Origin of the sequence: Bradyrhizobium sp. IC3195, assembly GCF_020193585.1 — a bacterium.
Taxonomy (GTDB): domain Bacteria; phylum Pseudomonadota; class Alphaproteobacteria; order Rhizobiales; family Xanthobacteraceae; genus Bradyrhizobium; species Bradyrhizobium yuanmingense.
On sequence record NZ_JADYVG010000003.1, the window covers coordinates 288,744 to 312,377 of the forward strand.

Here is a 23,634-nt window from a genome sequence, read left to right on the forward strand (position 1 = left end):
CCACAGGGTGAAACAAAAGATCTCCGAACAACAGCGCAAGAGTGGCATTCTCACCGGCGCCGTGATCGTCTTCCTCCTGCTCGCCCTGCCGGTCGCGGTGTGGCTGGACCTGACCGAGCTCAGCAAGACGGCGCTGCGCCGGCAGGCGATCGATCTCAACTCGGTGATCACGAGCGTGCGCAGCTACTACGCCTCCAACGTGGTCGGCCGCGTGCTGGCCAATCCGAACGGCAGCACCAAGGTCGTTCACAACTACGAATCCGTGCCCGGCGCGATCCCGATCCCGGCGACGCTGTCGCTGGAGCTCGGCCGGGTGATCGGCGCCCAGCAGGAGAACATCACCTATCGCTTCGTCTCGGACTTCCCGTTCCAGAACCGCGCTCCGCACCAGCTCGACAAGTTCGAGAAGGACGCGCTCGATGCGCTGCGCCGGGATCCCGAGCAGAAGGTCGTGGAGACCGAGACCTCGCTGTTCAACGACAAGGTCCGCCTGGTTGCGCCCGTCACGATGGGTCCGGCCTGCGTCAGCTGCCACAACAGCCACCCCGAGAGCCCGAAGAAGGACTGGAAGGTGGGGGATGTCCGCGGCATCCAGGAGGTGATCATCGCCCAGCCGATCGCCGCCAACATCTTCTCGTTCAAGTTCCTGCTGGCCTATTTCGTGATCGCCGCCGGGAGCGGACTGGCGTTCCTGTCATTGCAGCGACGTCAGGCGCGCCGCATCAAGAACATGAACAAGGAGCTCGAATCCGCCAACGACTTCCTGGCCTCGCTGTCGATGAAGATCTCGCGCTACATCCCGCCGCAGGTCTACAAGAGCATCTTCTCGGGCCAGAAGGACGTCACCATCCACACCGAGCGCAAGAAGCTCACCATCTTCTTCTCCGACATCCAGAACTTCACCGCCACCGCCGAGCGGCTGCAGCCGGAGCAGCTGACCCAGCTCCTCAACGAATATTTCACGGAAATGTCGGCGATCGCCCACGAATATGGCGGCACCATCGACAAGTTCATTGGCGATGCCATGCTGATCTTCTTCGGCGACCCCGAGACCAAGGGCGATCGCGCCGATGCACAGGCCTGTCTGCAGATGGCCTGGCGCATGCAGCAGCGCCTTGCCGAGCTCAATGCGAAATGGCGGGCGTCCGGCATCGAGCAGCCGTTCCGCTCGCGCATGGGCATCAACTCGGGCTATTGCAATGTCGGCAATTTCGGGAGCGCCGACCGTATGGACTACACCATCATCGGTGCGGAGGCGAACCTCGCCGCGCGCCTGCAATCGATCGCTGAGCCCGGCGGCATCGTCTTGAGCTACGAGACCTTCGCCCTCGTCAGCGACATCGTCCGCGCGCATGCGCTGCCGGCGATCACGATGAAGGGCATCAGCCGCGAGGTGATCCCCTATTCGGTGGATGCACTGAGCGACAAAGCTGCGGAGAACAGCGGCATCATCACCGAACGCGCGCCGGGCCTCGAGCTCTATCTCGATCCCGCCGTGGTGAAATCAGGCGACGCCGCACGCGTGCGCTCGCTGCTGGAGAACGCGCTGGCCTCGCTCAAGCCGGCGTGAGGGGAGCTTCTTACCCTCCCTGGAAGGGGAGGGTCGATCGCGCGTAGCGCGAGCGGGGTGGGGTGATCTCTCCCCTCGGGCGGTGTCGGATGTTGAGAGACCGTCACCCCACCCCGCTACGCATTCCGCTTCGCTACATGCGTAGCGACCTACGGGCGAGCTACGCTCGTCCCGGACCCCTCCAGGGGAGGGTAAGTGACCTCACCTTGCCGCCCCTTCCGTGAACGCCGTCTCGATCACATCCCCAAACGGCTGCCACGACCGCCCGTCGAACTGCACCAGCCGCATCTGCCTGATCGGCAGGTAGCGGTTGGGCGAGGTGTTCATCCTGATGTTGGGCAATGCGACCGAAGGCTGATAGTCCCTGAGCGAGGCCGCCTGGCGCATGATGTTGTCGCGTGAAAAATCGTCGCCGCATTGCTTCAGCACCTGCGTCAGCGCCTCGGCCGCGGCGTAGCCATAGACGGCCGCACTGTTGTTGGTGCTTTCGACCCGATGGTATTTGTCCATGAAGGCGAACCAGTCCTTCATGCCGGGATCGTCCTTCCAGGTGGGATCGCTCGGATCCTTCAAAAAGGCCGCCGAAATCACGCCGGCAGAGTTTTCCAGCCCCGCGGGCGCCATCGCGTTGGCGATCGAGGCGGAGGCATCGTTGACGATGAAGACGGGACGCCAATTCAGGGACGCTGCCAGCTTGATCACCTTGGATGCGGTCGAGGGCACGCCGAGGAAGACGAAGATATCGGCACCGGCGCGCTTGAGGATCGAGACGTGCCCGTCGAGATGCTCGTCGGCAAGGTCGAAGGCGATGTCGACCAGGACGTGACGGTTGAGATCGCCGAGGCCCTCCTGGATGCCCTTGTAGAGCATGCGCCCGAACTGGTCGTTCTGCCAGAGCACGACGATCTTCTTCCTCGGGTAAGAGGCCTGGATGTAGTTGGCGTAGATGCGCCCTTCCGACCGGAACGACGGCTGCCAGCCCATGGTCCAGGGAAACGCGCTCGGCTGGCTCAGCTCCTCGTCGCCGGAGGCGACGAACAGTTGCGGGATCTTCTTCTCGTTCAGGTACGAGCGCGTGACGAGATTACCGGGCGTGCCGAACGAGCCGAACATCAGGTGCACGCCGTCCTTCTCGACCAGCTTGCGCGTCAGCTCGAGCGCGGTCGCCGGATCGGAATTGTCGTCGCGGGTGATGAAGCGGATCTTGCGGCCATTGATGCCGCCGCGCGCGTTGACCATGTCGAAATAGGCCGCTTCCGCCTGGCCGATCGCGCCGAATTCCGAGAGCGGCCCCGAATACGGCATGACATTGCCGATGCGGATTTCCTCATCGCTTGCGGGTTGATCCGAGTGCTGCTGCCGCGACATCGCGCCCAGCGATGCGATGGCAATCACGGAAACGAACAGCATCCTGCCGATGACGCGCATGTTCGATGCCTCGTGGTTGGCCCCCAACGAGGTCGGCTCAATCCCCACCAAGGCCGCTTGATCTAGGTCAAGCGTTTGGCAATCGTGTGGCTGTCGCGCTTCGATGAAAGCGGCAGGCGTGCTGCCGCAACGCGTTACGGCAACCCTCGCGCTTCCAGCTGACGCACCAGCAGCAGCGTCGGCTCCGCGAGGCTGTCGCCGGAACCATCGAGGCCGAAGGCGTTCGCGATGCCGTCGCGGCTGCGCAGCAGCGTGCTGCGCGGGCAATGGCCGGCGCCGCACAGCGTCTTCTTCAGCGTCTCGCCTTGCGCCACGAGGCCGGCGGAATCATCCGCGGCCCAGGCCAGCACGATCGGCACGTCGACATTGAGGATGCCGGGGAATACCGAGCGCTTGTCGTACTGGGTGGCGTCACCGCCGAGATAGGCCTTCTCGCTGTCGCTCGCGTCCTTGCCGACGCGGTAGATTCCGGACACCAGCACCACGCCCGCGACGTCGGCGCCGGCGGTCTGCAGCTCGGGATGCGCCAGCATGGTCGCGACGTGGAAGGCGCCGGCGCCGTAGCCGACCGCGACGATCTCGCGGGCATCGCCGTTGAAGAGGTCGATATTGCCATGAACCCAGGACAGCGCCGCGGCCACATCGGCCGCGCCGGCCGGCCAGGTCGCCGCGGGCGCCAGGCGATAATCGACGCGGACCCCGATCATGCCGTTGCGCGCGGCAAAGCACATCGCCTGGTCCTGGATCTGGCGCGACAGCTCCGGCGCTCCGCGGTCGCCGGTGAAGGTATCTCCCGTCACGAACAGCAGCACCGGCCGCGGCGTGTCGGCCTTGGTTGCGCTGGTCGCGACATCGAGCACATTGGCCTCGCTCTCGCCATAGCGCAGGCCGCGCGAGAAGGTGACCTGCTCGCATAGCCGTGCGGTGCCGCCTGCGGTGGTGTCGGAATCGGTGAGGCCCGCCTGCACGAGACCCGAGGGCGGCGGGAGCCGGCCCGGCACGGGTCCATGCGCGGAGGCCGCGGTCATGGCCAGAAACAGGAAAAATGTCAGATAATTCTTCATGGATGTGGCGGCCTTGTGGGGCTCCATATCGGCTCGCTGATCTGGCCCGTCTTTTCAATTCATCTCATTAGTCAGCCGGCCTTGAGGCGAATTCGCGGCACCTTGGATGCGCAGCCGCCGTTTATCCCGATCCGTCAGGCCGTTGTCCAGCGCCGCCGAGGCTCGCGCCTGAAACGGCTTTCTACTGTGCATGGGGTTGTTTTCGCACCTTTTGTTTTGGCCTGGTCCGTCAGGCCCGCTTCATCGTCCGGAAGGTGATGGAATAGCGCCGCGCCGCGACCGGCGGGATGCTGTGCTCCCATTGCGACCGCGCCTCGCCATCCATCATGTAGAGCGAGCGCGGCAGGGCGGTGAGCGTGTGGCGCTCCCAGGTCTCGCCCTTGCGGCGGCGGAAGCGGAAGTTGCACGGCGAGCCCAGTGACAGGCCGAGGACCTTGTCGAAATGCGGCTTGTCGCGATGCCAGCCGATGCCGACACCGACCTCGTATTCGGTGCACAGCACCTGCCGGACGCTGCCCTCCGGCAGCGCCGCCCAGGCCTCGGCCTGCCGCGCGACCGGTCGCACCCAGTCCGGGATCGGATCGGCCTCGGCCAGACGCTGCAGCGTGTAGTCGTAGCGATAGCCGAACGACGCCACCCGGCGGTTGCCCTCGAACGCGCCGAACTGAAAGCGCTGGAGCAGCAATGCTGCGATGCGGCCGATCAGATCCTGCTCGGCGGCCCGATCGATAAAATCGTCCGTGTAGCGAAGTCCGGCCGGGCCTTTCTGCGGGTCGGCGAACAAACCTAGCTGCGTCATGCCTCGCATTTCCGTGATGGAACCTGTTGGCGGCTGATGCGACTTATCTATGACGCGGGAAGAAACGTGCGAGGCTGTCATGGCAGAGAAGCATACCGCCGATCCGGTTGAGATCATGCGGGCGACCGGTCATCCTGAGTTGGAATACGCCGCCGGCTGGACCATCGCCGGTCTCGCCACCATCGGCACCATCGTCGCCGTCTGGGTCTTTGCGATCTAGGCAACCGGAAACTGGAGCTCGAAGGCTGCGCCCTCGTCGGTCGGCTTAAGCCTGATCGAGCCGCCATGGCTCGCCATCACCGCGCGCGCGATCGCCAGCCCCATCCCGGTGCCGCCCTGGTCGCGGCGGGTGGTGAAGAACGCATCGAAGATCCTGTCGCGGTTCGGCGCCGAGATCGGCTCGCCGTCATTGCTGACCGTCACAAGCACGGTCGTCCGTGCGTCGACCGCCTCCAGCCTGATCGTGCCGGCCTTGTGCCGCACCGCATTGTCGGCGATGTGCGACAGCACGATCAGCGCCTTCTCCGAGGACATTCCGATCGCCCGGTCGAGGCTGCCGCTGGCCTCGACCGCGCTTGCCGGAAACCGGCTTCTGAGATCGGCGATCACGGGTGCCAGCTCGGTGCGCTCGTTCTGCGGCAGGCTCTCGGCGCGGGCGAGCTCCCGCAGCCGCTGCGCCATCGCCTCCAGCCGCTGGGTATCCGACAGGATGTTGGCGATGAAGGTGTTCTGCTCGGCCGGCGTCAGGCCCTCGGCCTTGCCTTGCACCGAATCCTGCAACAGCTCGGCTGCGCCCTTGATCGAGGTCAGCGGCGATTTCAGCTCGTGGGTGAGATGGGCCGAAAAGGTCGCGATATAGTCGGAGCGCCGCGCCAGCTGCTCGGCCATGCCGAGAAAGCTGTGCGAGAGCTGGGCGAACTCGCGCGTGCCGTAATGCTTCAGCGGCTGGAACGCCTCCCGGTCGCCGCGGCCGATTCGGGCGGCGCGGTCGATCAGCTCGCGCATCGGCAGCGTGATGGTGCGTGAGAACACGAGGCCGATCGCGATGGTGCCGAGGATGACGGCAAGGCCGGCCAGCACGAACTTGGCCCGCTCCTGATAGAGATGGTCGAAAATGTTGCTCGGCGTGCGCGTCGTGTAGATCACGCCGGCGACGCGGTTGTTGACGATGACGGGCATGGCCGAAAACACGTGCACGCCGAGGCCGCGGCTGAAGGAATAGATCGGCGGCGGCGGCTTGTCCGGCACGCGGTTGCGTAAAGTCGCGCGGTATTGCCCGTGCAGGGCGTCCGCGACCTCCTCGATATGGGCGAGCGACTGCCCGACCTCCTGCCGCCCGGCAATCACCACGCCTTGCGGATCGAGGATGCGAAAGCCGGCCAATGTCACCTTCTGGGTCTCGCGGATGATCGGCGTCAGCCTGGCCCCGATCTCGACATAGGCTGGCTGCGGTGCTTGCGGCGCGGGCAACGCGTCGGGTCGCCGCCGCAGGAGATCGTTCGCGGTGAGGTCGAGCGCGGGGCGGATCGGTGTGACCTGGTCGCCGGGATCGGGCAGCACGCCCGGCGGCACCTCGGCGCCGAGCACGAGGCCGCTGTCGAGCCGGGCCGTCACCTCCTGCGCATAGATCGTCGCCAGCACGCGGCTCTGTGCGATCAGCTCGGCCTGGGTCTGGCGGATCAGCTGGTTGTCGTAGAGTCGGAAGAAGAACAGGCCGACCAGCGGCAATATGCCGACCGTCGCCAGCACCGTGAAGATCACGAGCGTGAGCGACGGACGCCATTTGTCGGGCGCAGAGCTCATGCCTCTTTCTCGCAGCGGCCGAGCTTGAAGCCGACGCCGTGGATGGTCTCGATCACGTTGTCGCAGGAAAGCGCCGCCAGCTTGGCGCGGATGTTGCGGATATGGCTGTCGATGGTGCGGTCGGAAACCTGGATGTTGAGCTGGTAGGCGGCCCGCATCAGCTGCTCGCGGTTGAACACCGATGTCGGCCGGCTCAGGAACGCGCGCAGGATGCCGAACTCGATCGCGGTCAGCTTCAGCGGCGTGCCGGCAAAGGACGCGACATGCTGTTCGGGATCGATCAGCAGCCCGCCTTGCGTCAGCGCGGTGGGCCCGGCCTTGGCCTCGCCGTTGCGCGGGCTGAGGCGGCGCAGGATGACATTGACCCGCGCCACCAGCTCGCGCGGGCTGAACGGCTTCGTGACGTAGTCGTCGCCGCCGATCTCGAGGCCCAGGATACGGTCGATCTCCTCGTCGCGCGCCGACAGGAACAGGATCGGCACGTCGGAGCCTTTGCGAATCTCGCGGCAGACGTCGAGGCCGTCGAACTCGGGCATGCCGATGTCCAGCACGATGAGATCGGGCCTGTCGGCGGCAAAGCGGAGAAGCGCCTCCTTGCCGTCGCGGGCCTCGATCACGTCCATGCCGGCCTTCTTCAGGGCGACGCGGATGACCTCGCGGATGTGGCCTTCGTCGTCGACGATGAGAATGCGATGCGCCAAGAAACTCTCCGTGTCCTCGTCAACTCGCCGGCTGGCTGCCGGCCTGAGCTTTCGCCTCGGCGTCCAGCCTGCGCTGGAGTCGCCAGTTGCGAAAGCCCCAGCTTCGCCAGGCCAGGTCCTGACGCTGCTGTTCTACAAGGCGGTCGCGGCGTGACACAAGGCAGCCCTCTTTGACGGCGGGCCGTAGCGCGATCGCCTTGTCGATGGCTGGCACCGCCTGCGGCCCGAGCGTCAGGAGATAGTCGATGTCGATCTGCACGCCTTTTCCCGAAACTTCCCGGCTGTGGACGACATTGTAGTCGGCGATGAAGGCGTCGAAGTTCACGAGCGAGCAGCCATAGAGCACGATCGCCAATGCGGCGAGATTGGCGCCGATCAGCCATTGATTGGACCTGTCGAGCACGATGCGCGCGACGATCAGGATCAGGCCGAGCGCTACCAGTCCCATCCAGACGAACGCTGCAATCCGCCAATAGGTCAGCATGTAGATGTCGACATAGAGATCGAGCCGGCGGATGGAGGAGACGACCAGCAGCACGTTCTGTCCGACCCAGAGATAGACTAGCGGCCGGATGACCTTCGATTTCTCGGCCGGCCCGCCCGGACGCATCGCCACCAGCACGAAGGCAGCGGCGAGGAGGGCGGTCGCGATCAGCGGATAGGCGCCGCGATGGGAGTAGGTCGCATAAGTCATGTTGTCGGGCAGCGCCACGTGGCCCCAGAGATAAATGCCGTCGAGAATGGACTGTGCCGCGAACAGCAGGTTGAACAGGATCAGCGAGCGCAGGATGGTGGAGGGGCCGAGAAATTCCGCCGAGACCATGGGCGGCAGCGGCGGTGGCACGGGGCCCTCGGCCACGGCGGCCGTGACGACCGCCCTGCGCCGCCAGCGCACATGGATGAACGGCCAGACCAGAGCCAGCATCAAGGTCCAGAACAGGACGCGCCACATGTTGACATAGTCGAACATCACCTTGGGATTGAGCAGCGACACCCATTGCTCGATCACCGGATTGGCGGCGGCGAACAATGCGATGAAGACGGCGCCGAGCACCGCGGGCATCAGCCAGAGCGCGATGCCGCGGGTGAAGGCCGACATGTTGAAGGCCTGGGGCGCATCGAGGAAGAACCTGAAGGGACCGAGCAGGAGGAAATTGCACAGCGCGCGGGCGCGGTCGGTGAGCCCGGTCGTATCGGGATTGGTTGCAAGCAACAGCGCAATCGTCAGCGACGCGACGAGGATCAGGAACGATAGCGTGTTGAGCTCTTCCATGGCCGGCACAAGGCCGAGCACGAGGATCGCGCCGCTGATCGCCGCGCGCCGCCAGTCCACGGCCGCGTGATTGAACAGCACCGACACGCAGGCGGTCGCGACCGCAAACAGCGTCAGCGACAGCCCGATCCGCTGACCGTAGAACAGCCAGTCGGCGAGCCCGGCCAGCAGCAGCGCCATTGCGAGCTTGGCCGACAGTGCAGAAGGCCTGATCGGTTGGATATCCGTCGTCGAAGCCAGGCTCGTCATGTCCAGAAAGTCTCCGTGAATGGTGGCATCACGAACTCTGAACGGTGCTTGCGCAGAAGCCGCGGCCATCGTCTGCACGGTTTCAGGAGTCTTTTGCAGTTTTCGTGCAGGCGCGCTTTTGCCTCTCGCGCAGCGCGATTCGCTTTGCTAGGTGCGAAACATTCATCGCCCATCGCACCTGGTGCATCATGCAATTGCTCAACCGCATCGGTCTCGCCCTGCTCTGGCTCGCCGCGCCGCTCGCTGCATTTGTCGCCGCGAACAAGAACGATCCCTATCTGCTCGTGCTGCGTGGCGCCGGAAACATCTCCCTCGTCGTCGCAAGCATCGCAATCGTCGCTCTTTTGTTGCGCAGCGGTCACTGGCGCACCTTCGCCGGCAAGGCGCTCGTCGTGCTCTGGTGCGTGCCGCCTGTCTTGATGTCCGCCGCGCATCTTAAGTTCGAGCTGCGCAAGCATGACGTTCTCGGCGCCGGCGCCGTCGAAGCGCGGCAGCTCGGGCCGCACTTCATGGTCGGCTATTCCTCCTTTCCCGAGGTCGCGCGTCTCGCCAGGCAGGGCCTGATCGGTGGCGTCTATGTCACCCGGCACAACATCCGCGGCCGCGCCATCGAGACGCTGCGGGCCGAGATCGCGGCGCTGCAGGATCTCAGGCGCACAGCCGGCCTGCCGCCGCTGATCGTCGCCGCCGATCAGGAGGGCGGCATCGTCGGGCATCTTGCGCCGCCGCTGACGAAAGTGCCGGCGCTGGCGACGCTCACGGGACTGGCTTCCGATGAGCAGCAGGCCAAGGCCGAGGAGTTCGGCCGCATTCACGGCCGCGAGCTCGCCGAAGTCGGCGTCAACCTCAATCTCGCGCCGGTGCTCGACCTCAAGCCGCCGGCGCGGCGCAACCGTCTCGATTTTCACACGCTGATCGGCCAGCGCGCGATTGCGAGCGATCCCGCCGTCGTCAGCACCATCGCGAGCGCCTATGTGCGCGGGCTGGAAGAGACGGGCGTCGGCGCCACGCTCAAGCATTTTCCCGGCATCGGCCGCGTGCGCGCCGACACGCATCACTTCAGCGCCAATCTCGACACGCCGGTGAAGGAGCTGGAGGCAACCGACTGGCTCCCGTTCCGCGAGGTGCTGTCGCATTCGCGCAGCGCCCTCATGGTCGGCCACGTCACGCTCACAGCCGTCGATCCCGATCGCGCCGCCTCGCATTCGAAGCGCGTCGTCGATGGGATCATTCGTGGGACGTGGGGTTACCAGGGCGTGGTGATGACCGACGACCTCATCATGGGCGCGATCTACCAGAACGACGTCTGCAAGGCCGTGGTCGAGGCGATCAATGCCGGCGTCGATCTGCTGCTGGTCGCCTATGACGGCGCGCAGTTCTATCGTGTCTTTGCCTGCGCCCTGGAAGGATCGCGACAGGGCAGGCTCGACGCGGCGATGCTGCATGCGAGCACCGCGCGCCTGGAGCGCGGCTTTTCGACCATGCAGGCACGAGCTGCCTCACGCGCCATCAGCGTCGCCCGGCAGAATTAGCCCTTCGCGAACTGGCGGTAGTCCGGTTCACGGTGAAACCAGAATTCGTAGCCGGAGATGCCCTTTTGCATGGCAACGTCGTGGATCGGCTGGTTGAGCGGAACCACGGGGACGTCGCGCATACAGAGCGCGATGAAATCCTTCACCGTCCTGTCGTATTCGGCGGCATCGGTGGTGAAGCGCGCCTTGTCGATCAGGGCGTCCATCTCCTTGTTCTTGTATGAGGAGATGTTGAAGATCGAGTTGTTGCCGTGGAAGTTCCAGTAGAAGTAATATTCGGGATAATCGAGCCAGCCGCTGAAGCGGTTGAGCGCGAGCGGCAGCTCCTTCTTGTTCAGCGTCGTGCGCCAGTTCGCGCCGGGAATCTTTTCGATTGCCGCCTTGATGCCGATCTTGGCGAGATTCTCCTGGATCAGGATCGCGGTCGGCTCGCCGACGGTGGCGGTGCCTGTGTCCAGCGACAGCGTCGTTTCCAGGCCGGCTTCGAAGCCCGCTTCCTTCAGCAGAGCCTTGGCCTTGTCGAGATCGGTGACGTAAGGAAACGGTTGCGGCCACACCGGCTTTGAGACTTCGGCGGTGCCGCCATACATGGGAACGGCGCGGCCGAAGAAGGCGCTGGTCTGAATCTGCTCGTACGGCATGGCCCAGGCGATGGCCTGGCGCAGCTTGACATTGTCGAACGGCGGCTTGGCGGTGTTCAGCGCGACGTACCACAGCGCGTTCGGGATCGGCACGCCCGAGACCTTGACCTTGCCCTCCTTGATGATCTGCTCGAAATCGCGCGGGGCAAAGCCGCTGGAAATATCCGCATCGCCCCGCTCCAGCATGGCACGCCGCGTGCCGGCGGAGGGAACGTCGCGGGCGATCACGCGCTTGACCTTCGGCAGCGGCCCGCTCTTCCAGTCGTCGAAGCGCGTCAGCACGGTCTCGCTGCCCGGCTTCCAGCTCTCGATCTTGTAGGCGCCGCCGCCGGCCTCGTTGTTCTTCAGCCAGGCCAGCGCCCACGGATCTTCCGGCGTCGCGTTCTTCCTGGCGAGCTCGGAATTGACGATGAAGGGCACGACGACGGCCACGTTGAACAGCAGCATCTTGTCCTTGCGGACATAGTCGATACGGAAAGTGTGGTCGTCGACCACCACGAACTGCTCCGGCTTCTCCAGCGATCCCGCCGACATCTGGAAGGTCGGAAAGCCGCCGACCTTCACGGCGCGGTCAAACGACCATTTGACGTCCTTGGCGGTCACAGGCGTGCCGTCGTGGAATTTTGCGTCCTTGCGAAGCTTGAAGGTGCAGGACATGCCGTCGGCGGCGACCTCCCAGCTCTCGGCGAGCTCGGGCGCGAGCTTCTCGCGGTCATACGACAACGTGCCGTCCGGCAGTGTCTTGGAGGCGTAGGTGAGCAGGCGGTCGTAGCAATTCCAGGACAGGCCGTTCACGGTCTGGTTGGAGCCGACGCCCTGCATGTCCAGCGAATTCGGCCCCAGCTCCTGCACCACCAGCAACGTCTCGCTGCGTCCCTGCGCCCAGGCAAGACGCGGCGCAAAGGCTGCCGTACCGGCGACACCGAGGCCGCCGAGCACGACGCTGCGGCGGTTCAAATCGAGGGGTGAAATGCTCAAGAGTGCCTCCCGTTCCGGAATTGTCCGGCATCGAGAGGCAAGCTGTATGCCAGAGTCAGGAAGCGCCAAGCCGCCCCGCGACAAGGCGAGGCGGCTTGGATCGATAGGTGTTGCGCGTCGGCTTAGGTCTACTCGGCCTGCTCCAGCGCGGCGGGCATCTTCGCCACCGACATCAGCGATCGCGCGACCTGGTTGAGCAGGAGATCGGCATTCTCTTCCTCGGCGAGGGATTTGGAGAGCAGGCCGACGATGGCGCTGTGGCGCAGCTGCTGCGCGAGGTTGCGCGCGGTGGTATAGCCGGACATCTCGTAATGCTCGACGCGTTGCGCCGCGGAGATCAGCGCGAGGTCGGCGGCAGCGTCCTCCTTCTCTTGGCTTTCCTTCATGACCTCCTGGCCTTCCTCGATCAGGCCCATCATGCCCTTGCAAGGCTTGGCGCGGGCGTTCTCGCCGAGCAGCTCGAAGCACTCGTTGATGCGCTCGACCTGATTTTCGGTCTCGGCCAGATGCTGCTCGAACAGCTCGCGCAACTGATCGAAGCGGGCGGCCTGCGCCATCTTCGGGAGCGCCTTGGTCAGCTGCTTCTCGGCATGGAGGATGTCACGCAGCTCATGCAGCAGCAGATCGGTCAGGCCCGCCTCGTCGACAGGCGGTGAGCTCTCCGCGACGATCGACGGGGCAGCGCCGGGATCGGAGGATTGCAGCGCAGGCGATTCTGTGAACACCCAGTCCTCGCCCTCGTTCCAGGGACCGCGGGTATCGATTTCGCCGTGGTCGCCGCTGCCGGTGGAATCGTTGAAGTACTGGTTCACGAGGCCGGGCGTCGGCGCAATCCGGCCGATGCTGAAGGCCGGCTTCGACAGGCTCTCGAGTGCGCGCGCGAACGCCTTCATATGCGTGATCTCGCGCGTCATCAGGAATTGCAGCGCGTCCTTGCTGCCGGCATCGTCGCAGAAATTGATCAGTCGCTCGTAGACGATCTTGGCACGCGCTTCGGCGGCGATGTTGCTGCGGAGATCGACGTCGAGCTCACCGGTGATCTTGAGATAGTCGGCGGTCCAGGGATTGCCTTGCGAGTTGAACAGATTGACGCCGCCTCCGCCGGCAATCGCGATCAGCGGATCGGCCTCCGCCGCCTGGCGGTCGTTGCGCGAGGGCGCAAGATGCATCCGGGCGAGGCAACCGACGACCTCGAGATGGCTGAGCTCCTCGGTGCCGATATCCATCAAGAGGTCCTTGCGGTCGGGATCCTCGCAATTCAACCCTTGAATCGAATATTGCATCGCAGCCGCAAGTTCGCCGTTGGCGCCGCCGAACTGCTCGAGGAGCATATTGCCGAAGCGCGGATCGGGTTCGTCGACGCGCACGGTGAACATCAGCTTCTTGACGTGGTGATACATGGAGGGACTCGCGTGCTGGAGGGAAATATGCGCGACAACGAGACCTCCAGCCGTTCGTTCCTAAGTCTCTCCGAGATTGAGGCCGGACGTCTGCCAGGGAGCGCGATGGCTACGGCGTCACCGCACTGCGCGCGACGGCGCGCGGAGCCGTCAGTTCCTTCCAGGTCGAATTTGCCACATGCACCGGCGAAAAGGCGGGACGTTCGACGTATCGCCCATCGCCGGCCTCGGCGCGCAGATCACCATCCGTCCAGACGATACGGCCGCGCGACAGGGTCGCGGCCGCACCACCCGTGCAGGCAAAGCCCTCGAACACGTTGTAATCGATCCGGCTCATCTGCCGTTTGGCACTGATGGTCTTGCTCTGCTTGGGATCCCACACCACGATGTCGGCATCCGAGCCTATGACGACCGCGCCCTTGCGCGGATAGATGTTGAGGATGCGGGCGATGTTCGCCGAGGTCACCGCGACGAATTCCTCTTTGGTCAGCCGCCCCGTGGCGACGCCCGCGGTCCAGAGCAGCGCCAGGCGATCTTCGAGGCCGCCGGTGCCGTTCGGGATCTTCCTGAAATCGCCGCGCCCGAACCGCTTCTGCTCGGTGGTGAAGGCGCAATGATCGGTCGCAACCACCTGGAGCGAGCCGGCTTGCAGCCCGGCCCAGAGGCTGTCCTGATGCTGTTTGTCGCGGAACGGCGGCGACATCACGCGCTGTGCGGAATGGTCCCAGTCCTTGTTCCGGTATTCGCCGGCATCGAGCAGCAGATGCTGGATCAGCGGTTCGCCATAGACCCGCTTTCCACTGGCCCGCGCGCGAGCGATGGCCTCATGCGCCTCGCGGCAGCTGGTGTGGACGATATAGACCGGCGTGCCCGTCATGTCCGCGATCATGATGGCGCGGTTGGTGGCTTCGCCCTCGACCTCCGGCGGCCGTGAATAGGCGTGGCCTTCCGGGCCGGTGACGCCGCGCGCAATCAGCGCGTCCTGCATCAGGGCGACGACGTCGCCGTTCTCGGCATGGACGACAGGCATGGCGCCGAGATGGGCGCAACGCGCGAACGAGTTGTAGAGCTCGTCGTCGTTCACCATCAGCGCGCCCTTGTAGGCCATGAAATGCTTGAAGGTGTTGATGCCGTAGGTCCTGACCACGATCTCCATCTCGTCATGGATCTGCTTCGACCACGACGTCACCGCCATGTGGAAGCCGTAGTCGCTGGCCGCCTTCTCGGATTTGTGCCGCCACTCCTGATACGCCGCGAGCATGGATTGGCCGGGATCGGGCAGGCAGAAATCCACCACCATCGTGGTGCCGCCGCTCAGCGCCGCCTTGGTTCCGGATTCGAAGTCGTCGGCGGTGACGGTGCCCATGAACGGCATTTCGAGATGGGTGTGCGGATCGATCCCGCCCGGAATGACGTAGGCGCCGCCTGCGTCGATGATCTCGCTACCTGTCGGGGCATCGAGCGAGGCGCCGATCGCGACGATGGTCTCGCCGTCGATCAGCACGTCCGCGCGGCGCGAATGATCGTGATTGACGACGGTGCCGCCGCGGATGAGGAGGGGCATGAGGTGCTCCGAGAGGTGAGGGACGGCTCGAAGGCTAAGCGCGCGACTGGCGATGCGACAGGTGAAATTTTAGTCAGCCGCCGCCGCTCCTTTCACGTCGTGCGCGATCAGCCCGTCGATCATCGCGCGCACGAGGCCCGTGATCTCCTTGCGCAGCGCCGGCAGCGGCACGGCCACCAGCTTCTGCTCCAGCCCGAGCGCCACCATGCCATGCACGGCCGAGAACAGGCTGCGTGCGGTGATGCCGAGTTCCTCCGGGCTGCGCCCAGGAAACAGTGCGGCCAGCGGCTGGTAGATATGACGGAACAGCTGCATCTGGTCGTGCACGGACCAATCCGGCACCAGCTTGCCCGTCTCCATCCGGTGCTCGAACAGCGCGCGCCAGAGCTGGAGGTTTTCGGCGGCGAAATCGCAATAGGCGAGGGCGATGCGGACCAGGGATTCCCGTGGCGATGGCTCGCCGGCATTTGTTGCGAGAGTCAGCGTCTCGTCGAGCCGGAGCAGCGTGCGCGAGCCGACCCGCAGGATCAGTTCGTCGACATCAGCCACGAGATTGTAGACCGCGCCATTGGCGCAGCCGATCTCGCGGGCCAAATCGCGGGTCTTGAGACCCGCCAGCCCCCGCTCGGCGATCATCTGTTCGGCCGCCTGGATCAGGGCCGCACGCAATTTCGTTCGCCGTTCCAAGGCGTTAGTCATTCTTAACCAAATTCTTGAGCGTCGCTCAAAATTAATATTGAACGATGTTCAAGGTTCCTGCTACAAACCATCTGTGAGCAGCGCTCATAGACAGGGAGCAACCAATGTTCAAGACCGTCGTGACCCTCTTCCGCGGCAGCGTCGCCGCTGCGGGCGAGGAACTGGAAGATCGCACCGCCCTTCTGATCCTGGATCAGCAGATGCGCGATGCAGCCGCAGCCGTCGAGCGCAGCAAGCGCACGCTGGCGCTGGCAATCGCGCAGGACCAGCAGGAAGGCCGCAAGCTCGAGGCCACGAATGCGCGTATCGCCGATCTCGAGACCCGTGCCGTTGCGGCGCTGGATGGCGGCCGCGAGGATCTCGCCAAGGAGGCCGCCGAAGCCATTGCGGCACTGGAGGCCGATCGCGATGCGGCCATGACGGCGCGCGCGCTGTTCGCGACCGAGATCATCAGGCTGAAGCGCCACGTCGCCAACGCGCAGGCCCGCATCACCGAGCTCGATCGCGGTCGCCGGATCGCCCGCGCCTCGGAAGCGGTGCGCTCGCTTCGCCGCAGCGGCATCGAGGCCGCGCGCCCCTATGAATCGACATTGCCGGAGGCGGAGGGGACGCTGAGGCGTCTGCGCGAGCGGCAGATGGAGGCTCAAGCGGCCGACGATGCCCTGGTCGAGCTCGACGCGGCCACCGGCCCGCTCGCCACCGCCGAACGACTCGCCGAGCAGGGCTTCGGCCCGCGGCTCAAGACGACCGCAGACGACGTGCTGGCGCGCTTGAAGTCCAGGCGCATGCCGGCGGCCTGATCTCAAGTTCCAACCCGAACACCATCATCATTCCAATCGACAGGAGACCATCATGAACCAGAATGGCCAGCCCCACAGCGGCGCCTGGGTGAGCTTCACCTACGCGTCCTTCGCAGCTTCCGCCTTCCTCGTCGCCATCGGCATCTTCTTCCTGCCGATCGACCTCTGGATGAAGGGTTATCTCACCATGGGCATCGTGATGATGATCCAGACCTGCGTCACCCTGACCAAGACCGTGCGCGACAATCATGAGAGCAGCCGCCTCGTGAACCGCATCGAGGATGCCAAGGCCGAGCGGCTGCTGATGGAGGTCTCCAAGGCGGCGTAAGGCGAACGGTCGCAGCGCGCGCTCTGGGGCGACAGGGGCGCGCGCGGCAGGCAGGGTGCATTGTGCTTCGCGTGCAGGTGCGATATGGCTCTCGCGCTTTCCAGAGGCGGAGACGAGCTTTGTCGAAACAATCCCTGCGCGAGGAGGCCGAGCGCCTGATCCGCGAATCGATGGAAAAGAAGACCATCGTGGTCAAGCAGGGCACGACCCGCATCGAGGCTGTCTGCGGCAAGTGCGGAGCGCCGAACCGGGTGCAGGCGGAGAAGGGCCAGACCCGCGTCAAGTTCGCCTGCAAGAACTGCGGGCATAAGCAAGAGACGTTGTAGGCGTCTTCGCCTCTACCCGGGTCGCTTCGGCGATGCGCAGCATCGTCTGCCGCGATCCGGGTGAGGGCCCTACGGCCTCTCCCTCACATCACCTGATGCACGTCGATCACGACGCGATCCGCATGGCGCGCCGCTGACGCCACGAAGATGTGCTCCATCAGCCAGCGGTACGTCTCGTGCCCGGTCTCGAACTTCGGCACGGTGCGGAAATAGATCAGCTTCGGATCGACCGGCTCGCCGCGCTTGAGCTTGTGCAACAGCTCGACCGGGCCGAAGCGCATACCCTTGTTCTCGACGTAGACGGTCGCACCGTCGTCGGTCTCGAAGGCGTATTTCGCTTCGAGATCGATCAACTCGTTGGGCCGGATGGTCTGGAAATCGGCGCCGAAGGGGAGCACCTTTCCGCTGACCGCGCCCGTCACCTCGCCGCCGATGATCGGAATGATGCGGCGGACGCCGATCCCGGTCTCGCCCGCGGTCACGACGTCGCCGATCCGCGCGGTGATGGTGAAAACGTATCTTGTTTCGAGGGTCGGGGTGGTCATCTCTGCCTCCAATTATCGACGAGCCTTCCCTTCTCCCCTTGTGGGAGAAGGTGGCGCGAAGCGCCGGATGAAGGGTCTATCTCCACAAGCGTGCTCGCGGAGAGAGATCCCTCACCCGTCTCGCCGCTATCGCGGCGAGCCACCCTCTCCCACAAGGGGAGAGGGGAAGCAGCCACGCCGTGCGGCATTCAATCTTGTCACCTCTAATGCGCCATCATCCGCGTCGGCAGCCAGGTTGCCAGCAGCGGGAAGGCGATCAGGATCACGAGGCGCACGAGGTCCGTTGCCACGAACGGGCTTACGCCCTTGAAGATGGTGGAGAAGGAGACGTCCTTCACCACGCTTTTTATGACGAAGACGTTCATGCCCACGGGCGGAGTGATCAGGCCGAGCTCGACGGTCACGACGATGATGATGCCGAACCAGATCGGATCGAACCCCAGATGCATGATCACCGGGAAGATGATCGGCACGGTCAGGATGATCATCGCCATGGCATCCATCAGGCAGCCGAGCACGAGATACATCACCATGATCAGCGCCAGCACGCCGTAGGGGCCGAGGCCGAGCCCGGTGAGGAATTCCGTCACCTTCTGCGGCGTCTGCGTCACCGTGAGGAAATAGCCGAAGATCAGCGCGCCGATCAGCACGGTGAACACCGCAGCCGCGGTGCGCGTCGCCTGCAGCAGCGAGGCCAGCACCTTCTCGCGGTCGAGCCGGCCGGTCAGCACGCCGATGATGAAGGCCCCGGTCGCGCCGACGCCGCCGGCCTCGGTTGGCGTGAAGCGCGGCAGGAAGGGCAGGCCGTAGAGGCCGCCGATGACGAAGATGAACAGCAGCACCGGTGCCCAGATCTCCTTCAATCCGGCAAAGCGCTCGCGCCACGGCGTCACCTTGCCCTTGGGCAGGAACTCGGGGCGGAAATAGCCGATCAGGGAGATCGTGATCATGTACATGGTCATCGCGAGCAGGCCCGGGATGATGCCGGCGATGAACAGCTTGCCGATGTCCTGCTCGGTGATGATGCCGTAGACGGCGAGCACGGTGGAGGGCGGCAGCATCGCGCCCAGGGTGCCGCCGGCCGCGATCACGCCGGTGGCGAAGGATTGCGGATAGCCGAAGCGGCGCATCTCGGGATAGGCGACGGCGGAGAAGGTCGCGGCGGTCGCGACCGAGGAGCCGCAGATTGCGGCAAAGCCGCCGCAGGCGCCGACGGTGGCAATGCCGAGTCCGCCGCGCAAATGTCCGACGAAACCGTTGGCGGCGCGGAATAGCTCGCGGCTCATGCCGGAATTGCTGACGAAGGAGCCCATCAGCAGGAACATCGGGATGACGCCGAAGGTGTAGTCGGTCACGGTGCGCATGGTGACCTGACCGACCATCTTCAGGGCCGGTGTCGAGCCCACGAGATAGCTGAAGCCGCACACGCCGACGAGGCCCATGGCCATGCCGACCGGCACGCGCAGCAGCATCAGGGCGAACAGGGCGACGAAGCCGATGACGGCGACGGCGTCGGTACTCATGGTTACTCCGTCACCTTGATCTTGGGTTCATGCATGTCTTCGGGGTGGAAGATCAGCCGGTACGTGCGGATCGCGATCAGCAGCACGGCGCAGACGTCACCGATCCACGCGACGAGGAAGAACGGCCATGTCGGCATGTGCAGGTCGAAGGTCTGAACGTTGTCGTTGTAGGTCAGCCGGACCTTGTCGAACAGCGTCCAGGTCTGCACGGTGACGACGAACAGCAGCACCAGGGTCGCGAACACGTCGATCCAGCGCTGATGGCGCGGCCCGACATTGCCCCAGACCAGGTCGACGGTGATGTGGGTGCCGCGATAGGAGGTTGCCGCGATGCCCCAGAAAATGAGGATGCCGAGCAGCATTCGGCCGATGTCGAAGCTGTCGGGGATCGAATAGTTCAGCGTGTTGCGCAAGAGCACCGACAGGAAGATGTCGAGCGCGACGATGCCGACGAAGCCGGCCGCGATCCATTCGATCGAGTCGATCACGCGATCCATCCAGGAGCGCTTCATGGGTGTTTCCTAAGCACTGCTGTTCTCATTCTCGGCTCTGGCGACGGCACTTCGCCTCTCCCGCTTGCGGGGAGAGGCCGACACGCGAAGCGTGGCGGGTGAGGGGGACTATCCACGAGTCCAATTGTCACCGTCCTGCGGAGACTCCCCCTCACCCCAACCCTCTCCCCGCAAGCGGGGAGAGGGGGAAGAGACACGGTGCGCTCCTCACCTGCTCTCAGCTTGCAAGGCAACGGCGGCAGGACCAATCCCGCCGCCGCGTTTCCTTCGCCACCGCCGTCACTCCGCCAGCGCGTTGTATTTCTTCAGCGAGGCTTTGAGCTCCGCGAGCGCCGCATCCGGTTCGGCGCCGGCCTTCTTGGCGCCGTCGCCCCAGGTCTTGACCAGCGGCTCGGCGGCCTTCTTCCAGGCGGCGATCTGCTCGGGCGTCAGCTTGTAGACCTCATGGCTGGATTCCGCCTTCACCTTGGCGATGCCGGCGTCCTCGAACTTGCCCCAATGCTCGCCGACCGCGCCTGCCATCTCGACCGTGCAGTTCTTGTCGATCGCGGCCTTCTGCTTGTCGGACATCGCATTGTACTTGTCCTTGTTGATCACGAACACGAAGGTCGTGGTGTAGAGCGGCGCCTCCATGTCGTATTTGGTCACCTTGTCGATGCCGAACAGCACCAGTGAGCCCCAGGGGAAGGTGACGCCGTCGGCGACGCCGCGCTCGATGATGTCGCGCACTTCCGGCGCCGAGGACTGCACATTGGTGCCGCCAAGCGAGGTGACGAAGTTCGCCATGGTAGCGTGCGCCGGGCGGATCTTCATGCCCTTCACGTCCTCGGGGTTGACGATCTTCTTGGTGCGGGAATGGAACGAGGAGGGCGAGTGGACGAAGGCGAGGCAGTATTTGACGTCCTTCATCTCCTTCTCGGCATATTTGCGATACCACGCGTCGAGCCCCATCGAGCCGCCCTTGGCATCCGAGATCAGGAACGGCAATTCCCCGGCGCCGATGATCGGGAAGCGGCCGGGCTGGTAGCCGGGATTGACATAGGTGACGTCGGCGATGCCGTCGCGCGCCATGTCGTAATGGTCGAAGGCCTTGCCGAGCTGCTGGGCCGGAAACACCTTGCCGGTAATGGTGCCGCCGGAATCCTTGTTCACCGCAGCCACCCAGTCTTCCAGCGATTTCTGCAGCGGATGCGATGCCGGCACCCAGTGCGAGACCTTCAGGTCAAATGTCTTGTCCTGCGCGAGCGCGGGGCTCACGCTTGCTGCCAGCAGCAAGGCCAGACAGGCTTTCCTCATCACGCGTCTCTCCCTTTTGCGACGGCGGGCTTCGTTGGCCCGGTCTCGTTAATTAACATGTTATCTAATTCGCCGGCGCGTTCAAGCCGGAACTGAGGCCCGCCGTGTCGCGCCATCTTCGTCAGTCATGTTGCATGGATTTGTCGCTGCTCGGGCGACCACCGCTCTCCCTTTGCGCAAACGTTATATCGTATAATTATCGCCTGCGAGCCTTTGCCACAAGCAGGCTGCGGCCAAAGCCTAACAGGATCGGAAGCAGCATGTATTGCGGACAAAGGTCGCAATCGTCGGCCGTTGCGGCGATGGCGGGGCTCGTTTCAAACATCTGCACAAATTCCGTTTAAAGCTTTGTAGGTGATGCATTCCTCGCGTCATTCGCTTCCAATGCAGCCGAGGCAATGAAGCGAGACCGCCATGACCCGCACCGACATCCCCGCCGGCTACGAGCCACATTTCCGCAAAGCGCCGCTGACCGATCCCTGGGAGCCGCTCTATTCGAAGAAGACCGATAAGGGCGTCACCGTCGGACTGCGCCTGGCGACGCCGCACACCAACGCCCGCGGATTGATCCATGGCGGGCTGATCGCGGCGCTCGCTGACGCCGCCATGGGCTACAGCTGCGCCCAGGCGACGGGCTGGACCACGTCATTCGTCACCATCTCGCTGTCGGTCGACTATGTCGGCGCCGCCGAGATCGGCCAATGGCTGGCGGTCGAGGGCGAGGCGATCAAGACCGGGAACACGATCTGCTTCGCGCAGTGCCTGGTGAAGGCGGACGACGCCGTGATCGCGCGGGCCAGCGGCACGTTTCGGGTAGTGCCGAAGAAGGGGTGAGGCCCAACTCTCTCCGTCGTCATGCCCGGGGCAAGCCCGGCCATGACGGAAAAGATCACCCAAACCTCCACTCCGCCGTCTCCACCACGAGGTCGACGAACGCGCGCACCTTGGCCGAGAGCAGGCGCGAGGTCGGGTAGACGATGTGGATCGGCAGCGCCGGCTGCTCGTATTGCGCCAGTACGATCTTCAGGCGCCCGCGCTTCAGGCCCTCGGCGGCCTGATAGGCCAGCACCCGCGTCACGCCGCCGCCGGCCTCGGCATATTGCAGGGCGGCGTCGGCGCTGTTGCTGATGAAGCGAGGCGACAGCGGCAGCCCGATATCGCGGCCGTCGCGCAGGAAGCGCCATTCGGACCAGGGGCCGAACTGGATGGTCTGGTGCGTGGCGAGCGCTTCCGGCGTCTTCGGCTCGCCGTTGCGCTTGAGATAACCGGGCGCGGCCACCACGATCCGCCGCATCTCGCCGACCTGGCGCGCCACAAGCGAGGAATCAGCGAGATGGCCGATCCGCACCGCGGCATCGACGGCGTCCTCGACGAGGTTGACGAGATGGTCGGACAGCCTGAGTTCGGCGGCGACCTCGGGATAGCGCTTGAGATAGGCGGTCATGAGAGGCCCGACATGCAGCCGGCCGAAGCCGACCGGCGCGGACACGACGAGACGCCCGCTCGGCCGATTGCGCTCCTCCCGCGCCGAGCCGTCAGCCTCCTCGACGTCGGCGAGGATGCGCCGCGCGCGTTCCAAATAGCGCGTGCCGACGTCGGTCAGCGCCACCTGCCGCGTGGTCCGCTGCAGCAGCCGCGCGCCGAGACGCTCCTCGAGCGCCGCGATCATCCGCGTCACCGCCGAGGGCGACAGGCGCAGCTTGCGCGCCGCCGGCGCAAAGCCGCGCAGGTCGGCCACGGTGACGAAGACGTGCATGGCTTCGAGCCGGTCCATGGCCATTATTGCATATATTGCAATGATGAAGTGTCAAGCTGCTCAATTGTTTTAGACGCCGAAAGGTCCAGATTAGGTGCGGAAGACGCAGCAATGCGCCGGAATTTCAGGAGATGTTCCGATGACGGCAGTTCACACCTATGCCAGCGACGTGGCCTTTTCGCCGGCGGTGAAGACGATCCAGGCGCGCAAGGGCTCGCGCGAGGCCTATGCGCGCAGCGAGCAGCGCGGCTGGCGCACCGAGGTCGACGACAATCTCGCCGCGTTCCTGGCCGACGCCAACAGCTTCTATTTCGCCACGGCTTCAGCCGACGGCCAGCCCTACATCCAGCACCGCGGCGGCCCGAAGGGCTTTCTCAAGGTGCTGGACAAGCAGACGCTCGCCTTCGCCGACTACGCCGGCAACCAGCAGTTCATCACGCAAGGAAATCTCTCGGAGAATCCCAAGGCCTACATCTTCGTGATGGACTACGCCCACCGCCGCCGGGTGAAGATCTGGGGCGAGGCGCGCGTGGTCGAGGACGACGAAGCCCTGACCACGTCATTGATGCCGAAAGACTACCGCGCCCGGCCCGAGCAGGTGATCCTCTTCAAGATCGCAGCCTGGGACACCAACTGCCCGCAGCACATCCCGCAGAAGTTTGATGCAGCCGATGTCGCGGCCGCGCTCGCCGCGAGAGATGCGAGGATCGCAGAGCTGGAGGCGCAGGTTGCGGCGCTGAAGGGGTAGGCGGCGAGCTTAGCCTCTAACGAAAGCTGAAGCAGGCTGCGCGGTGCACCCTCTCCCCTTGTGGGAGAGGGTGGATTCGATGCGAAGCATCGAAGCCGG

Annotated in this window: 23 protein-coding genes; 8 read left to right on the plus strand and 15 right to left on the minus strand. The window is 64.7% G+C overall.

Going from position 1 to position 23,634, the window contains the following annotated elements; genetic code table 11:
• Positions 1–7: 7 nt before the first annotated feature.
• Positions 8–1,570 (plus strand): adenylate/guanylate cyclase domain-containing protein, encoded by a 1,563-nt coding sequence (locus I6F09_RS08680; RefSeq protein WP_225187882.1) that lies wholly within the window; start codon positions 8–10, stop codon positions 1,568–1,570.
• 201 nt (positions 1,571–1,771) lie between these two features.
• Here the strand turns inward: I6F09_RS08680 and I6F09_RS08685 are convergent, their stop codons facing one another.
• The 3 genes from I6F09_RS08685 to I6F09_RS08695 all read right to left on the minus strand — a co-directional run bounded on the left by I6F09_RS08685 (position 1,772) and on the right by I6F09_RS08695 (position 4,861).
• Positions 1,772–2,998, minus strand: a complete 1,227-nt coding sequence (locus tag I6F09_RS08685; protein WP_225187883.1) for an ABC transporter substrate-binding protein — start codon at positions 2,996–2,998, stop codon at positions 1,772–1,774.
• Positions 2,999–3,132: 134 nt separating this feature from the next.
• On the minus strand, positions 3,133–4,062 hold the full coding sequence (locus I6F09_RS08690) for an alpha/beta hydrolase (RefSeq protein WP_225187884.1): 930 nt from the start codon (positions 4,060–4,062) through the stop codon (positions 3,133–3,135).
• Positions 4,063–4,291: 229 nt separating this feature from the next.
• Complete coding sequence (locus I6F09_RS08695; RefSeq protein ID WP_225187885.1) at positions 4,292–4,861, minus strand: alpha-ketoglutarate-dependent dioxygenase AlkB; 570 nt, start codon at positions 4,859–4,861, stop codon at positions 4,292–4,294.
• 79 nt (positions 4,862–4,940) lie between these two features.
• Here I6F09_RS08695 and I6F09_RS08700 point away from each other — a divergent pair, with 79 nt between their 5' ends.
• Positions 4,941–5,081 (plus strand): hypothetical protein, encoded by a 141-nt coding sequence (locus I6F09_RS08700; protein WP_167361649.1) that lies wholly within the window; start codon positions 4,941–4,943, stop codon positions 5,079–5,081.
• Here the strand turns inward: I6F09_RS08700 and I6F09_RS08705 are convergent.
• From I6F09_RS08705 to I6F09_RS08715, 3 genes are read right to left on the minus strand one after another with little or no spacing between them, the layout of a single operon-like run.
• The gene (locus tag I6F09_RS08705; protein ID WP_225187886.1) at positions 5,078–6,664 is read right to left on the minus strand and encodes an ATP-binding protein; all 1,587 of its coding nucleotides are present in this window, start codon (positions 6,662–6,664) and stop codon (positions 5,078–5,080) included. The two genes, I6F09_RS08700 and I6F09_RS08705, sit on opposite strands and share 4 nt — an antisense overlap.
• Positions 6,661–7,365 (minus strand): response regulator transcription factor, encoded by a 705-nt coding sequence (locus I6F09_RS08710; RefSeq protein ID WP_035997877.1) that lies wholly within the window; start codon positions 7,363–7,365, stop codon positions 6,661–6,663. Before I6F09_RS08710 ends, I6F09_RS08705 begins: the two co-directional genes overlap by 4 nt.
• 19 nt (positions 7,366–7,384) lie before the next feature.
• Positions 7,385–8,887 (minus strand): DUF4173 domain-containing protein, encoded by a 1,503-nt coding sequence (locus I6F09_RS08715; protein ID WP_225187887.1) that lies wholly within the window; start codon positions 8,885–8,887, stop codon positions 7,385–7,387.
• A gap of 188 nt (positions 8,888–9,075) precedes the next feature.
• Here I6F09_RS08715 and I6F09_RS08720 point away from each other — a divergent pair, with 188 nt between their 5' ends.
• On the plus strand, positions 9,076–10,419 hold the full coding sequence (locus tag I6F09_RS08720) for a glycoside hydrolase family 3 N-terminal domain-containing protein (protein ID WP_225187888.1): 1,344 nt from the start codon (positions 9,076–9,078) through the stop codon (positions 10,417–10,419).
• On the opposite strand, the gene I6F09_RS08725 is transcribed toward I6F09_RS08720, so the two are convergent.
• The 4 genes from I6F09_RS08725 to I6F09_RS08740 form a co-directional block, all read right to left on the minus strand.
• Positions 10,416–12,038: an ABC transporter substrate-binding protein gene (locus I6F09_RS08725; RefSeq protein WP_225187889.1), complete on the minus strand. Its 1,623-nt coding sequence runs from the start codon at positions 12,036–12,038 to the stop codon at positions 10,416–10,418. The genes I6F09_RS08720 and I6F09_RS08725 overlap by 4 nt on opposite strands.
• 128 nt (positions 12,039–12,166) lie before the next feature.
• Complete coding sequence (locus I6F09_RS08730; protein WP_035997886.1) at positions 12,167–13,438, minus strand: DUF892 family protein; 1,272 nt, start codon at positions 13,436–13,438, stop codon at positions 12,167–12,169.
• Between the two features lie 109 nt (positions 13,439–13,547).
• Positions 13,548–15,002, minus strand: coding sequence for a dihydropyrimidinase (gene hydA / locus I6F09_RS08735; protein ID WP_225111649.1), 1,455 nt, complete (start codon positions 15,000–15,002; stop codon positions 13,548–13,550).
• Between the two features lie 69 nt (positions 15,003–15,071).
• Positions 15,072–15,701 carry a TetR/AcrR family transcriptional regulator gene (locus I6F09_RS08740; protein ID WP_225187890.1) on the minus strand — a complete coding sequence of 210 codons (630 nt, stop codon included), beginning with the start codon at positions 15,699–15,701 and terminating at the stop codon, positions 15,072–15,074.
• Positions 15,702–15,805: 104 nt separating this feature from the next.
• Between I6F09_RS08740 and I6F09_RS08745 the strand changes: the two genes are divergently transcribed.
• The 3 genes from I6F09_RS08745 (at position 15,806) to I6F09_RS08755 (ending at position 17,155) form a co-directional block, all read left to right on the plus strand.
• Positions 15,806–16,501 (plus strand): PspA/IM30 family protein, encoded by a 696-nt coding sequence (locus I6F09_RS08745; RefSeq protein ID WP_035997892.1) that lies wholly within the window; start codon positions 15,806–15,808, stop codon positions 16,499–16,501.
• A 52-nt stretch (positions 16,502–16,553) separates the two neighbouring features.
• Positions 16,554–16,829, plus strand: coding sequence for a YiaA/YiaB family inner membrane protein (locus I6F09_RS08750; protein WP_035997898.1), 276 nt, complete (start codon positions 16,554–16,556; stop codon positions 16,827–16,829).
• A gap of 119 nt (positions 16,830–16,948) precedes the next feature.
• A complete protein-coding gene (locus I6F09_RS08755; RefSeq protein ID WP_025033895.1) occupies positions 16,949–17,155 on the plus strand; it encodes a hypothetical protein in 207 nt (68 codons plus the stop codon).
• Positions 17,156–17,238: 83 nt separating this feature from the next.
• Here the strand turns inward: I6F09_RS08755 and I6F09_RS08760 are convergent, their stop codons facing one another.
• The 4 genes from I6F09_RS08760 to I6F09_RS08775 all read right to left on the minus strand — a co-directional run bounded on the left by I6F09_RS08760 (position 17,239) and on the right by I6F09_RS08775 (position 21,031).
• On the minus strand, positions 17,239–17,700 hold the full coding sequence (locus I6F09_RS08760; RefSeq protein WP_035997901.1) for a DUF3237 domain-containing protein: 462 nt from the start codon (positions 17,698–17,700) through the stop codon (positions 17,239–17,241).
• A gap of 203 nt (positions 17,701–17,903) precedes the next feature.
• A complete protein-coding gene (locus I6F09_RS08765; protein ID WP_035997903.1) occupies positions 17,904–19,223 on the minus strand; it encodes a TRAP transporter permease in 1,320 nt (439 codons plus the stop codon).
• 2 nt (positions 19,224–19,225) lie between these two features.
• Complete coding sequence (locus I6F09_RS08770; protein ID WP_035997911.1) at positions 19,226–19,735, minus strand: TRAP transporter small permease; 510 nt, start codon at positions 19,733–19,735, stop codon at positions 19,226–19,228.
• A 279-nt stretch (positions 19,736–20,014) separates the two neighbouring features.
• Positions 20,015–21,031 (minus strand): TRAP transporter substrate-binding protein, encoded by a 1,017-nt coding sequence (locus I6F09_RS08775; RefSeq protein WP_225156735.1) that lies wholly within the window; start codon positions 21,029–21,031, stop codon positions 20,015–20,017.
• Positions 21,032–21,445: 414 nt separating this feature from the next.
• On the opposite strand from I6F09_RS08775, the gene I6F09_RS08780 reads away from it, so the two are divergent.
• Complete coding sequence (locus I6F09_RS08780) at positions 21,446–21,865, plus strand: PaaI family thioesterase (RefSeq protein ID WP_035997915.1); 420 nt, start codon at positions 21,446–21,448, stop codon at positions 21,863–21,865.
• A gap of 55 nt (positions 21,866–21,920) precedes the next feature.
• Here I6F09_RS08780 and I6F09_RS08785 read toward each other — a convergent pair whose 3' ends face one another.
• A complete protein-coding gene (locus I6F09_RS08785; protein WP_225187891.1) occupies positions 21,921–22,805 on the minus strand; it encodes a LysR family transcriptional regulator in 885 nt (294 codons plus the stop codon).
• Positions 22,806–22,926: 121 nt separating this feature from the next.
• On the opposite strand from I6F09_RS08785, the gene I6F09_RS08790 reads away from it, so the two are divergent.
• Complete coding sequence (locus I6F09_RS08790) at positions 22,927–23,535, plus strand: pyridoxamine 5'-phosphate oxidase family protein (RefSeq protein WP_109142404.1); 609 nt, start codon at positions 22,927–22,929, stop codon at positions 23,533–23,535.
• The last annotated feature ends 99 nt before the right edge of the window (positions 23,536–23,634 follow it).